Here is a 13,468-nt window from a genome sequence, read left to right as displayed (position 1 = left end):
TTTTTATCTGAGACTGCCATTATGATTGCATACTAATTGCGCTTAACCTTCTTTTCTCCCCCGCCCCTGTGAAGGGGTCATGCCCTTGTACTGTTTGTATAACTTCGTAAAATAATTGGCGTTGTCGCAGCCTACTCTGGCGGCGATCTCCGTAATGGTCAGACTGCTGCCTTGCAGGAGTTGTTCGGCCTCACTCATCCTGCACCCATTCACGTATTCCACAAAGGTGCGTCCGGTCAGCTTTTTGAACATTTTGCAGAAATGATACGCATTCAGTCCAACATGGCTTGCCGCTTCCGTAACAGACATCTTACCTGTGGGGTCCGCTTCAATCTGTGCAATCAACTGTTTGAAACGTTCGCGATTGGGAAAATACGATCCCACCGATCGATCCGGCAGCTGCTGCGGCATAAAGGTTCGCGCAAGCAGCGTGAATAAGGCATGCAGCTTGGACTTCACCACGAGCTGATAAGCCGGGGGCTGTAATGCCATTTCTTCCACAGCTTCATTTAGCAAAGAATAATAGCCTGTGCAGGCGATGTTTTCCTCTGCCGGTTTGACCGGAAATCTCACCCTTCCCTCCAGATACGGCGCGACATATTGCTCATGCACGGGATCGTGGGTGAAATCATGAAACAGTGCACGGTTGACTACAACGGAATCATAATGCACATCCCCCTCGTCCAAGGCATACCCCACATGCAACGTACCTCCAGGAATGATGATGACCTCACCTGCGCTAACCACATATGGTTTGCTATCAATATGAAACAGCGCACTTCCCTTGCGCATGACAATCAGTTCAAAATGTTCATGCCAATGCAAATACAGAATGCATTCTTCCGCTTTCATATCTGAGCATCGATTTTGGAACAGTTGAAATGGATGTGATTTATGGTCAATTCGGGTGTTTTCGTGAAGCGCTTTCAGATCCAGCACGACTTCTTCCCCCTCTTCACAAGATCCGACTAATATTACACAAGATTGTGTAGAGCCATCCCGTTAATGCACGGCTATAATGAGTGTGTCACGAAGTACTATAAGCCAATATTGGAGTGAAATACAACCATGAATAAATCATTACGCATCGGTACCCTTGTAGGCGGGCAGGACGCCGTCCGTGTTATCCCGCAGATCATGCAACATGGCTTCGAATCATTTAACCTGACCTTCTGGCAAACCACTGGTGATCTGGACCTGGCAGAGACAGCCAAACGTGTCCGTGAAATCGTGGATGAACAAGGTATTGTCATCTCTGCGGTGAGTGTATTTGGTAACCCGCTCACGGGAGCCGGGGACAACGCCGATACACTAGCAAGCTGGGAGCGGGTCATTGATCATGCACAGCTCTTCGGTGCAGATATCGTCTCCGGATTCACCGGACGATTAACCGATCAACCCATTAACGAGTCCATCCCCCGATTCAAGGAAGTATTTGGCGAACTGGCACGCCGGGCAGCAGACCGGGGTGTACGCATTGCTTTTGAAAACTGTGATATGGGTGGCACCTGGCAGACAGGCGACTGGAACATTGCCCATAACCCGACGGCCTGGGAGATGATGTTCGATGCTGTCCCAGATGAAAATGTTGGTCTGGAGTGGGAGCCTTGCCACCAAATGTCCAGCCTGATCGATCCGATACCGCAGCTGCGCAAATGGGCTCACAAAGTGTTCCACGTACATGGCAAAGATGCCACGATTGCCTGGGATATTGTCAAGGAATACGGCGTACACGGCCCACGTGAATTTGTCTGGCACCGCACACCCGGCTTCGGGGATAACAACTGGGCAGACATCATCACCATTCTGCGTCAGAACGGTTACCAGGGCACGATTGATATTGAAGGCTGGCATGATCCCGTCTACAAAGACGAACTCGAAATGACAGGACAGGTACATGCTTTGCGGTATTTGAAACAATGTCGCGGCGGCGATTTTGTGCCCAATCCGGTATAAAGTACTACACAACACAATCCATACGAAGGAGATGAGCGGATGAGTCATCCTTATCGGGTAATTATCGCTGGCTGCGGTGCCATGGCAAACACGTGGGCGGACTATGCCTTGCAAAGGCCGGATACAGAAATCGTCGGGCTGGTTGATCTGTATGAACAGACAGCCCTTGCTTTTGCTACAAGACACGGCCTCACCTGCCCTACGTTCACCGATATCCGCGAGGCCATTCAAGCGACTGGCGCGAATATCGTATTCGATGTCACGATTCCGGCGAGTCATTACGGCATTGCCATGACAGCGCTGAAGGAGGGATGTCATGTATTTGGCGAGAAACCCCTCGCAGAGTCCTTCTCCGACTGCACAGATATTGTGCAAACCTCTCGCAGTACAGGACATATTCAAGCCGTGATGCAGAATCGTCGGTTCGATCCACGTATCCGCGCCTATCAGCATCTCATTTCCGGCGGAGCTATAGGGCAGGTAGGTTACGCAGGAGCCGACTTCTTCATCGGACCTCATTTCGGGGGATTCCGGGATCTAATGGATAGCCCGCTGCTGCTCGATATGGCCATACATACGTTTGATCAGGCACGCTATATTCTCGGAGCCAACCCGGTATCAGTGTACTGCCATGAGTTCAATCCTCCAGGTTCCTGGTATCAGGGCAATGCGATGGCGTTATGTATATTTGAGATGTCCGATGGGTCCGTATTCAACTATCGCGGCTCCTGGTGCGCGGAGGGTGTACCCACATCATGGGAAGCAAGCTGGCGCGTAACGGGTGAAAAAGGAACTGCGATCTGGGATGGTCATGATGACATCTATGCTGAGGTGGTCACTGCGCAAAGCCTGGATGCTGACGGCAAACCATCCTTTTTCCAGCCAAGTGAGCGGATCGAAGCGGAACTGCCTGTCATGGACAAAACAGGTCATCATGGCTGCCTCGAAGACATGTTCGCTGCACTCGAATCAGGTCGATTGCCTGAAACGGATTGCAGTGATAACCAGTTCAGCATGGCTATGGTCCTCGCATCCCTCGAAAGCGCACGCACAGGCCAGAAAGTATTCATCGCCGATCTGCTGAAAAACACATAGAAAAGCCTGTGTACATCAATTAAACAAAGCCCAAACTGCAAAGTTCAGCAGTTTGGGCTTCATTGTTTTTTACCTACTCTCCTATTCTAAAAATGATGTCAAAAAAAGGTCATGCCAAATAGCAGAAGTAGTGTAGGGGACGAAATCGATTCTGAAGAAACGAAGTGTTCGCCTTTATCCCCGGATTTCGACTTTACAAGAGTCGATCAGGAAATCCGGGGATAACAGCGATCAAAAGAACGATTCGTAACCGAAACGGCTGCTTCGCGAGCAGTGAGCACTTTTTTTGAACTTACATCATTTTATAGAATCCCTTTCTTCATTGCCTTATACACCAGTTGCGAGAACAGGCTGTTGGACCAAGCAAACCATGGTCTGGTGAACGTGTTGGGATCATCGGCGTGGAAACCCTCGTGCATATATCCCGTATCCGCATCCGTGTTCTCCAGCAATTCAATCATGGCCAGCATTTCCTCGTCATTGTCTGCGGTCAGACCCTGCATGGATAACGCCATGTGCCAGATGTATCCCGGCGGGGTGTGCGGGCTACCGATCCCTTTGGCTGCCTTCCCTTCATAGTAGAACGGATTCTCCCTACTCAAAATAAATCGGCGTGTGTTCTGATACACAGCATCCTCCACCGAAGCATACTCCATATACGGGATGGACATCAGCCCAGGCGTGCCCGCATCATCCATCAGACAAAAGTTGCCGTAACCGTCCGTCTCATAGGCATAGATCTGTCCATACTCTGGATGACGATAAGTACCGTACAGGGAAATGCCATGTCTTATGTCTTCTTCCAATCGAGCCATCCGGCTCACCAGTTGTTCATCCCGGAACACCCACTTCGCGATTTCCCCCATCTGGCGCAAGGTTACCACAGCGAACATATTCGCCGGAATATTATAATGAAAATCACACGCATCATCACTCGGACGAAATCCGGACCAGATCATACCCGTATAATTCACAGGCATACCCAATCCTTCATTACGCAGCGTATCATGGGCTGGACAATTGCGACGCATGAACCGGTAAGATGAACGCTCTCCGTGGTGCTGTTCTGTCTCCCACAGGTCTACAATATTTTCCATCACTTTCTTGAATCGCTCATCGAATATATCCGTCAGCTCCGTCTCCCGCCAATATGTATAAGCCAGCTTCATGGAGAAACATAGAGAATCCAGCTCAAACTTCCGTTCCCATACCCATGGTGACATCTGCGTCTCATCATTGGCATCCCAATGCCATCCATTCGCCGTTTCATTGAACGCATTGGCATAGATATCCTTATCTGCATAAAATGTATGTTTTTTGATCAGGCCTCCGATGATTCGCTGTAACTTCTCGTCATGCTTCGCAAGTGGAACATAATGCATGACCTGCTCTACCGAATCCCTTAACCACATGGCAGGAATATCCCCAGTAATCACAAAGGTTGTCCCATCATCATGCAGCTTCGTCGTCGTTTCCAGGGTATTCGGAAAACAATTGCGAAACTGTTCCAGCAATCTCGGTCGATGTTGCAAACGCTCGTCCGCCTCAGTCAGAATATCCTGCACAGCTTGCGGCAATTCCAGGTGCTGCATAGGGATTTTCGGTAATCTGAACTGTTCCATAGATGTTATCTCCTTTGAATTAAAGTCTCACAAATTAGTATAAATGAACCCAAATACTAACTCTCACGCTATTGTTATTTTTGTTATGATAATTTATAATAACATTATTAGTTGTAAGTGTACTGTGTCAGACGATGATCGTCAATTCATAAAAGTCATCTTAATGCACATTTCAAACGTTTTTTTACATCTGCAATTGTACAAATTGCTCACATACGAAGGAGTAATGATATGTCACGCAAAGTATCCATTCAGACGCTGGCTGACCAGCTCGGATTATCCAAATATGCCGTCTCCCGCGCACTCAGTGGCAAGACGGGTGTCAGTGAAGCGACACGTGCTCGGGTACTGGAACTCGCCAGGGCTTTGGGATATCGCCAAAGTACCCCGGGGGCTACTAACAGTTCTACTGCCGCAAACCATGCAGATCCGTCCGATCCCCCGTTTGTTCTCATATGCATGAATCAGCTTAACCGCGGTGAACCCCACTACTGGCAACGTCTTCTGTCAGGCATGATCTCCGCTTGTAATGAACGTGGTTGGCATCATGCCATTGTATCTCCCTCACTCGGAGTGACGGACGAGAACACCTCTCCCGAAAAAGCTATTGCTCCTCATTTGGACTGGGAACGTTGTGCAGGAATTATTGTCATGGGTGCTTTTCCTCATACGGTTCTGCAACGCCTCTCTCAGACGGGTCGGCCTATTATTCTCGTAGATCATCAGGAGCCGCTGCTGAATTGTGATACGATCAGCCATGATAATCTGGAAGCTGGCATTACTGTTGCGAGATATCTAATGTCTATGAATTGCCGACGGATCGGACTCATCACAGATGATGGGCGTGCTGCAAGCTTCGCGCAGCGGAAGATCGGGATTGAGTTGGCCTTGAATCATTTCCATGTGGATACCAGTCATACGACCAGCTTCAGAGAATGGAATATTCCGTATGAGAACGGGGAATGGGTTAATCAGTTAGCCACTAACATTCAAAACATGCCAGGTGACGAACGTCCCGATGCCTGGATTGGTGTTAATGATGATATTGCCTTGCAGTGGATGCACAAATTACAGGAGATGGGCATCTCCACACCGAAACATTGCCTTGTCATCGGTATCGACAATGTACATTCTGCAGTGACTTCCTCCCCACCCCTGACAACGGTTAATCTGTGCAAAGAGGAGCTTGGACAACGTGCGGTTGAAGCTTTACAACGCCGGATCGAACGCCCGGGAACTCCGAAAGAAACGGTGATGTTATCGACTACGTTAATTCCAAGGGAATCGGCGTAATTCGGCGTGCGCCACCTCTCTTTTATGAAGATGAATTCGTTAGGTACAAGCTTTTCCCGCTATATCTGATGCATACGAAAAGAAGCCCCGCACAATGATGCAGGGCCTTTTCGTATATTAGTCATTTATACTTTTATATGTCTATACATTCACTCTTCAATCCTGTTGATCCATCCTTACTTCATCCCAAGCGTTTCTTCACTTCATGGCCAAAGATATACTAGTGGTTATTTCAGCCAAGGCAGGCTATCGTACGATGGAAGATCCACTTCCCAATTCACATCGCGATACTCTCTATTGACTACTGTTCTTTTCAAAGTGAATTTTGTACCCTTTTCTTCGTTAAACCCCCGAATTTTTAATTGCAGATCATCTTCAACGTATTCACCGTTATTATTAGGTTGATCCGGATAACCGTTCACTTCAACAGGATACTCTTTTCCATCCGAATCTACTGCAACCCAGCGATCACCCATGAAAGCATTTCGGAACGTCCCACTCCCCTTCAGAACTAGTGAATACCCTTCCTTTACATCAATCTTCGGAGGATCATACGATTCCATCAGTGGCTCGTACTCAAAATCATAGAATAATATTTTATCTCCAAGCTGTTCAAATTGTGCAAAAGTATAAAAATTCGTGTCTTTACGCCTCTTCTCCAGATCAACTTCCACTGATTTCTCTTCCTTCACCGGGAGGGTGTAACCATCCAGAACAAAGCGAATGTTCTTCGCATCTACCGTAACAAATGCAGGGTCCCATGTCTCAGACAACTTCAACGGTCCACCATTTCTTAAGTCACTCAGATCTTGGAGCTGAAACTTGGCTTGACGGGCATCTGGTCTTATTCCATTGAAAATTCGATATTCATTTGTTTCAGGAATCTCAAGATGGTAGATGATACTCATATAACTCGCCCAATTCTCATCAACTTTGCCACGAAGCTTATCCTCCAGCTTCACATTTAGATCTAGCCGGGTTCCATTTGGCGTACGTACAAGCTGTGTCATATCAAGCTTTAGTCCTTCTGGCGTCGTATATGTGTTATCCATAGAGTTTTCAACAGCCAATGTTTTGGCTTTGGTCATATCGATATTGAATTGGAAGCTCCAATCCACCTTAACATCTCTATCTTCGTAGGACTTCTTCTCGTAATCATAATATCTGCCCACATTTAAATTACGCAGTTCACCCCGCACGACAACTTTATCCGGAATTTCATCATAAAACTGGAATAACAACCGTTCAGTTAGAGGGCCCTTTGTTCTTGCATCTCTTGCAAGAGTGGCAACCTGTCGCCCCTCTTCATCCGTAACATGAATTCTCCCCATCGCATACAGTGACCGTGATAACCCTAATCCATCAGGTGTTGTTTGTTGCATGGTCATTACCATATGAGATCGGTCTACAAGCACGTCTTCAATTTTAAGCGTGTAGCCCTGGTCATTGATATGGATATCCGGATTAACCACAAGTCCAAGAGGTTTAAGACGTTTATAATCATCCGCAAAATAGGAATATTTCAATGCTTCAGGCACAGGTATGTTAGGCAATGGCAGACGATCCACAGCATTTACCGCGGGTTGCGCTGGCTCAGCTGTACGATCAAAAGCAAACCAGGCCCCTCCGGCAAGTATTACAACTGCCGCGGCGGCGATCCCCGTCCGGCGCTTCCAATGCGCTTTTATGGATTTTTTTACGAATGGACTTCCGTCTTCTCCACTTTCCATGGACACGCTATCCAGCTTCTGCATGAGCTTAAGCGTAAAATCGGAGTCCGGCTCCTCTCGATACAGATGATCTTCCCACAACCGATCTTCATCCTTTGAAATAGGCTTCATACGTGGCTAAACCTCCTTTGCGTTCCATTTGCTTCCTTAGCGTTTTTTTCCCGCGATAAAGGGCGTTACGCACTTTGGTTGAACTCAAACCCGTAACATCCGCAATCTCTTCATAGCTCAACTCGTTTGTGTACTTCAGTAATAACACCAGCCGATACGAATCAGGCAACTGTTCGAGATGTCGATATATTTCACGCTGCATCTCTTTATGCAGCACACGCTTTTCCGGTGTCTCGTTACTGACAGGTTCGATCCCCTGATCGACCGGAGACATGACGGGTTTCTTTTGCCGTATAAAATCCCGCATCCTATTCACCGCAATGGTGTACACCCACGACGAGAAACTCCTTCCCTCCCGCCTCGACGGAAGATATCGATAGATACGAATAAACGTATCCTGAGCGAGATCCTGTGCATCCGGATGACTCGCACCCATTCCGCGCATAATGCCATAGACTTTATTTTTATATCGATCTACTAGCACAGAGAACAACTGCTTATCCCCTGCAATAATGCGCTCAATAAGCTCCTCCTCCGGTATCTGTTGAGTCATGTAATCCCCCTTCTCTACAGCTTCCATGCATGGTTCTGTACTATATAGACGGAAACCATTCCCGAAACCTCTCACTTTATCCAAAAAAAAGAATTCGCCCTGATCGGCGATTGCCGACCGGGTGAACTCTGCGTACCAACATTCTTTGATCGCTGCTGCACATTCTCTATAGGTTTCGTGGTAGCCTATTACTGCTGCTATCTTACCTCTCCTGTCTTTCTTCCTCTTAATTCTCCCTGTTCTTGTCCGAAACAAAATCAGCAAGCTGTGAATAGATCGCCACAATCTCATCCATCGACATGCGCACGAGTCCACTGGACGATGGAGCGACGAATTCCTGAATTTCCTTGACGACCGGATCATCCTGAAATCCCCACTGCACTTTGGAACGTTTGCTGTACTGGGTGTATACCCCTTTTCCTACAAAACAGGCGATGTCCGGCCGGTACTCCTCCAGCTTTTGCCGCAAAATCTGGCGTCCTTCTGCATACTCTTCCTTCGTAATATCTTCCACACCTCTGGTGGGACGGGCCACGATATTGGTGAATCCGTACCCCAGCTTCAGCAACTCTCCATCCTCTTGTGCATCATATAAACGCGGCGTTAATCCCGACCGTTCAAGAATGCGCCAGAACCGGTTTCCTTTGTACGCGTAATGATGCCCCGTCTCTCCAGACGTAATGCTCGGATTGAAGCCAATAAACAATATCGATAAACCAACATCCAGATGATCTGGAATCATGATGCAACACCTCCTGATCTTTTTTAGCCTATTCCCACATTTGGTTGTGTATAAAATGATATAATAAGCAAAGCATTTTCGAAATCGGATGAAATTTTCATGAAAAAGGAAGCTGAACTAATGATTGCAGACATCATGCTTGAAGTCGTCCTACCCGTTTTTCTCCTGATCGCCGTCGGATCCTGGATGCAAAAGGTGTTCAAGCTGGACTTGTACACCCTCGCCAAAATCAATTTCTATTGTATTACCCCCGCAGCCGTCTTTATGAGCATGTATCACTCGGATATGTCGGGCGAATTGCTCGGGACTGTGACATTATTTTACGCAATCTATGTATTGATTCTCTATATTATAGGTTCAGTCGTGTCCCGTTCTCTCCGGATGAATAAAGGCATGAAGGCTGCCTTCAACAACAGTATTATGCTGGATAACGCAGGCAACTATGGCCTGCCCATTAATGCACTGGTATTCCGCGGCGATCCACTCGCCTCTTCCATTCAGGCGCTGGTCATGTCTTTACAGGCATTACTGACATTTACCTATGGCGTGTTGTCCATTCAAGGCGCGAAGCTCAAAGGTAATTACCGTGCGGTGATTATTGGATTTCTTAAAATGCCCGTTCCTTATGCGCTCTTGCTGGGGATTCTGTTTCACATGTGGAAGCTTCCCTTGCCGACGTTTCTGTCCATGCCACTGACCTATGCGCAGCAAAGTATGGTTGCCGTAGCGTTACTGACACTAGGGGCGCAGATTGTAAAATACCCAATCCGGCTGTACCGTCTTGATGTGTATATTAGCACATTTTTGCGACTCCTGATTGGCCCCGCGATCGGAATTTCGATTGTGCTCATGCTTGGATTGGAAGGCATTGCTGCACAGGCTCTCATTATCGCTTCGGGTATGCCGACAGGTGTCAACGCATCCATCCTGGCGGAAGAATACGATAACGAACCTGATTTTGCAGCCCAGACGGTGCTGATCTCAACGCTCTTGAACATCATCACGATTACCGCACTGATCTCTTATGCCAAAACGTTCTAGATGAGGATTGTTCATAAGTATATCCCTCCGTTAAGACCAAAATAAAATTTACAAGTCCACGCCCTTATAAAAGGTTGTGGGCTTCTTTGTTTATACTGTTCGTCCCATTTGCAGGAACAAAGTATTACGAAGAGCACATATTTAACCCGACCAAAGGACTGTTTTGCGCGTCAATTGCTTATTATCCGTTGCGAATAAACGTTTCGACCTTTAAAATTAGTGGGTAAATATTTCACAGCATTTCATTTTTGATCTATACATAATCTGTAGAAATTCTTAATTTTATCTTCCACGAGGTGAATGTCGTGACCAGGATTATTGTAACGCCTGAGCAGCTTCATGCAATTTCCAACCAATTTGCTCAAGCTTCGGAACATAGTCGTAGCATGATTAACAATTTAAGCAGACATATAAGTACGTTACAGGGCCAGTGGTCAGGAATCACACAGGAGCGTTTCTTTCAGAACTTTCAGGTGGCTCATCGGCAAATGGAGAGATTTTCTAGCTCAGTCTCTGCGATCGGCACGGAACTACATACCATTGCAACTCGTTTCTCACAAACGGATCAATCTCACGGGCATGGTGTACAGACCAGTTCAAGCCAATCCACTTCTGGGAAAGATGTAAAAACGACGCTATCGGATATATATGATCAAGGAAGTAAGTCTTGGAATAAAATGAATGGGATTCATGGAAATGTAGGCCTGATTGGAACAGGACTATATTCTGCTATGGCTACATCCATGGTACTCTCCAAAACGGTTCATTTCAAAGTAGATCCCCGGAACTCCAGCCGTGCCAAAATCCATAATGCTCCTTGGGTGAAGGGAAAGGGGAATTCCTTTCTGAGTAACATGGCACGGAAACTGGATAAACAATTCCGCAGCCCGGGTCTGGTCATGAAAGGATTGAAGGGTTTCGATCGACTTGCAGGTAAATTAAAAGTAGGTGATATCGGGCTTGGTTTCAACAAAGCCAACAGCTTCGGTCAATGGACCCGCAATGTTATTGCTGGTGTGAATAAAGGTCAATACGGTATGAAGATTTCCAAAATACCTACAATGATAAGCAAAAAACTGTTCCCTATCAACGTAGGACTTAATGTTTGGGATGAAGGGGTTAAAACAGTTTCCAAGTATAAGGAAGGAACATTAACCAAAACAGATCTCGCCGTGTCCACATCGAATATCGTGATCAAGTCTGCCTCTGCAGGAGCGGGGGCTATTGTTGGCGGGACCCTATTATCGTTTGCCGGGCCTGCAGGAACAGCAGTTGGAGCTTATGTAGGTGGAGCTATAGGTAGTTAAGCAGGAAAACATATAGCATCAGCGGCTGAAAAAGGAATTCGATGGGTTAGTAAACTCTTCAAGTAACACTTAGGAGGTATCCATGCAGCTCGTTACATACCAACGCAAATATGCAATTCGTCATACGTTGATATCTGCTCTTTTTATCATTGCTGGACTTGTCTTGATTGGAGATGTTATCTATGGTGACAATAGCGTACTTCAAACCTTGTACTTTACTAGTGCGGCATTCTTAAGCTTTTGGTTTGTGGGACGTCTGTTTATCTGGAACATCACGAGAGTATTTGGAACAAACATCTTATTTTCCTTCGATCTGTCTGGTATTAAGACAAATACAGGAATACAGATATCTTGGAAGGATATACGCACCATTGATTTCGTAGCACCGGGACTAAACAAATGGATTCAACCTACTCCATCCTATTACTTATTCAAAATGGTTGATGGAAAGAGCTATAAAGTTTATACGTATAGTCTACTGAAACATCAGGAAAACGATATTCTTAAATTACTTCGGAAAACCTGGAATGAGCACAAATGACCTTCTAAAAAAGGTAACTTGTATCTATCAATCTACATGGAAAGTAGGCGGTTAAGTTCATGAATAAACCACTTGTCACCTTATCCATTGAAGAATTCGGATTTGCGCTGGCCACACTTGGCGCGGAGGACATTGCAGCCGGTCTCCTAAAACCGATGTATGGCGAGTTATCTGAACAACACTGGGAACTCGTTCTAAGAGCTGCCTCTCACGGTCTTTTATCCAAGGGGCTCATCTTGCATATGGAAGATACCAAGATAGAGATCGAGCCGGAGTTCCTGAAGATGCTTATGCATTTTACCCAAAGCCACAGCATGATTAGAGCATACTCAGACAGCCTTGAACAAGAAAAGGTATTAACCATTCACAAAAGTACGGATAACAACGATACATACCTCTATCATTTGGCAGTGGATCAACGTGTGCATTTGTTCACCTGGACAGAACCTGAGGAATGGGAAGAGGAATTGTTCCAATTTTACATAGGGCAACACACACCTTTCATTGATCAACCTACTCAGTTCACGATAACAGAGGAACAATGGGCTATCCTGACGAACGAGGAAAACCATATGCTGTTAGATAGATTCATGGAGGATTGGGAGCTACCTCTAGAAACACGCGAGTTATTGAAGGTATGGCATAACTCTTTTGAAACCTCTGGATGTAGTGTGGATAACCTCAGTATCATTAATTATGCCGAAGATGTAATTCCTCTGCCGAATCAAGCTCTCCTGCTGCTTCATACCGAACAAGGTATCTGGAGCATGACTAGCAGAGATTCCACCAGTGAAAATAATTCTAACATCGAGATTGACCAGCATACCAATTCTTCCTTTCGTAAACAATTGCAAGAATGGATCGATCGTTTCGCGGTCCCTATCTCCCATACTTAAATGTGCAGCACACGCAAAAAAGTCCAAGAGCCACTACCTTTGGTCTCTTGGACTTCTTCCATTATTTAACCCATGAGCTCTCAACTGCCTGCTGAGCCTACTTGTCATGCAGCCTGCCATAGGACTATGATTCAAACGTCGTTCGTTCCGGGAACTTGCCGCCTTCCCTGAATAAACATCGTACCAGTCGCTGCGCGGCTCGGTTAAAGAAAAAGCTCGGACTTACACCATCCACATGAACAGGTTCTAGTTCCCTCACACTTTCCTTGATCTTATTCATCTCAATGAGCCCCATCTTACGCTCATTCGGTCCGAATCGATAAATAACCTTCTCCTCGTCCTCCGTCTGTTTCACCAGCAGAATTACGGATGCCATACAGGTTACCCCCTATCGTTACGTTATGAGATTCCATCAATCACTTGCCTACTCTAATTATTACCCAGATTCTAGGGGAAGGATATAGGACTTAAGTTAGTTATATCTAAATTAAATATCCTGATATAAAGATTTCCTAAAATGAGTCGTAAGGCTCACAAAACACCGTGTTAATACTATCCTTTTGGATAGTCACTGTCATGAA

Annotated in this window: 13 protein-coding genes; 7 read left to right on the top strand and 6 right to left on the bottom strand. The window is 46.2% G+C overall.

From position 1 onward, the window contains the following. Positions 1 to 42: 42 nt before the first annotated feature. Positions 43 to 939 carry an AraC family transcriptional regulator gene (locus MKY85_RS05795; RefSeq protein WP_342572072.1) on the bottom strand — a complete coding sequence of 299 codons (897 nt, stop codon included), beginning with the start codon at positions 937 to 939 and terminating at the stop codon, positions 43 to 45. 129 nt (positions 940 to 1,068) lie between these two features. Here MKY85_RS05795 and MKY85_RS05790 point away from each other — a divergent pair, with 129 nt between their 5' ends. Then, positions 1,069 to 1,956, top strand: a complete 888-nt coding sequence (locus tag MKY85_RS05790) for a sugar phosphate isomerase/epimerase (protein WP_076214488.1) — start codon at positions 1,069 to 1,071, stop codon at positions 1,954 to 1,956. Positions 1,957 to 1,995: 39 nt separating this feature from the next. Further along, entirely contained in the window at positions 1,996 to 3,051 is a 1,056-nt protein-coding gene (locus MKY85_RS05785; protein WP_342572071.1) for a Gfo/Idh/MocA family oxidoreductase, read from the top strand. A gap of 302 nt (positions 3,052 to 3,353) precedes the next feature. Here the strand turns inward: MKY85_RS05785 and MKY85_RS05780 are convergent, their stop codons facing one another. Further along, complete coding sequence (locus MKY85_RS05780) at positions 3,354 to 4,673, bottom strand: glycoside hydrolase family 125 protein (RefSeq protein ID WP_342572070.1); 1,320 nt, start codon at positions 4,671 to 4,673, stop codon at positions 3,354 to 3,356. A gap of 231 nt (positions 4,674 to 4,904) precedes the next feature. Between MKY85_RS05780 and MKY85_RS05775 the strand changes: the two genes are divergently transcribed. Next, a complete protein-coding gene (locus tag MKY85_RS05775; RefSeq protein ID WP_342572069.1) occupies positions 4,905 to 5,966 on the top strand; it encodes a LacI family DNA-binding transcriptional regulator in 1,062 nt (353 codons plus the stop codon). A 227-nt stretch (positions 5,967 to 6,193) separates the two neighbouring features. Here the strand turns inward: MKY85_RS05775 and MKY85_RS05770 are convergent, their stop codons facing one another. The 3 genes from MKY85_RS05770 to MKY85_RS05760 all read right to left on the bottom strand — a co-directional run bounded on the left by MKY85_RS05770 (position 6,194) and on the right by MKY85_RS05760 (position 9,102). Then, entirely contained in the window at positions 6,194 to 7,807 is a 1,614-nt protein-coding gene (locus tag MKY85_RS05770) for a hypothetical protein (RefSeq protein WP_342572068.1), read from the bottom strand. Further along, positions 7,785 to 8,360: a sigma-70 family RNA polymerase sigma factor gene (locus MKY85_RS05765; RefSeq protein WP_342572067.1), complete on the bottom strand. Its 576-nt coding sequence runs from the start codon at positions 8,358 to 8,360 to the stop codon at positions 7,785 to 7,787. Before MKY85_RS05765 ends, MKY85_RS05770 begins: the two co-directional genes overlap by 23 nt. Before the next feature lie 226 nt (positions 8,361 to 8,586). After that, entirely contained in the window at positions 8,587 to 9,102 is a 516-nt protein-coding gene (locus MKY85_RS05760; RefSeq protein ID WP_342572066.1) for a mismatch-specific DNA-glycosylase, read from the bottom strand. A 120-nt stretch (positions 9,103 to 9,222) separates the two neighbouring features. On the opposite strand from MKY85_RS05760, the gene MKY85_RS05755 reads away from it, so the two are divergent. The 4 genes from MKY85_RS05755 (at position 9,223) to MKY85_RS05740 (ending at position 12,887) form a co-directional block, all read left to right on the top strand. Beyond that, the gene (locus MKY85_RS05755) at positions 9,223 to 10,143 is read left to right on the top strand and encodes an AEC family transporter (RefSeq protein WP_339242935.1); all 921 of its coding nucleotides are present in this window, start codon (positions 9,223 to 9,225) and stop codon (positions 10,141 to 10,143) included. A 305-nt stretch (positions 10,144 to 10,448) separates the two neighbouring features. Then, complete coding sequence (locus MKY85_RS05750) at positions 10,449 to 11,450, top strand: WXG100 family type VII secretion target (RefSeq protein WP_342572065.1); 1,002 nt, start codon at positions 10,449 to 10,451, stop codon at positions 11,448 to 11,450. Between the two features lie 82 nt (positions 11,451 to 11,532). After that, positions 11,533 to 11,991 carry a hypothetical protein gene (locus tag MKY85_RS05745; protein ID WP_339259241.1) on the top strand — a complete coding sequence of 153 codons (459 nt, stop codon included), beginning with the start codon at positions 11,533 to 11,535 and terminating at the stop codon, positions 11,989 to 11,991. 59 nt (positions 11,992 to 12,050) lie between these two features. After that, positions 12,051 to 12,887, top strand: coding sequence for a hypothetical protein (locus tag MKY85_RS05740; protein WP_342572064.1), 837 nt, complete (start codon positions 12,051 to 12,053; stop codon positions 12,885 to 12,887). Positions 12,888 to 13,011: 124 nt separating this feature from the next. Here MKY85_RS05740 and MKY85_RS05735 read toward each other — a convergent pair whose 3' ends face one another. Continuing rightward, positions 13,012 to 13,263, bottom strand: a complete 252-nt coding sequence (locus MKY85_RS05735; RefSeq protein WP_342572063.1) for a hypothetical protein — start codon at positions 13,261 to 13,263, stop codon at positions 13,012 to 13,014. Between the last annotated feature and the right edge of the window lie 205 nt (positions 13,264 to 13,468).

It is taken from the genome of Paenibacillus sp. FSL R5-0749, assembly GCF_038595085.1.
Classification (GTDB): domain Bacteria; phylum Bacillota; class Bacilli; order Paenibacillales; family Paenibacillaceae; genus Paenibacillus.
This window is presented reverse-complemented; position numbering and strand designations above follow the sequence as displayed.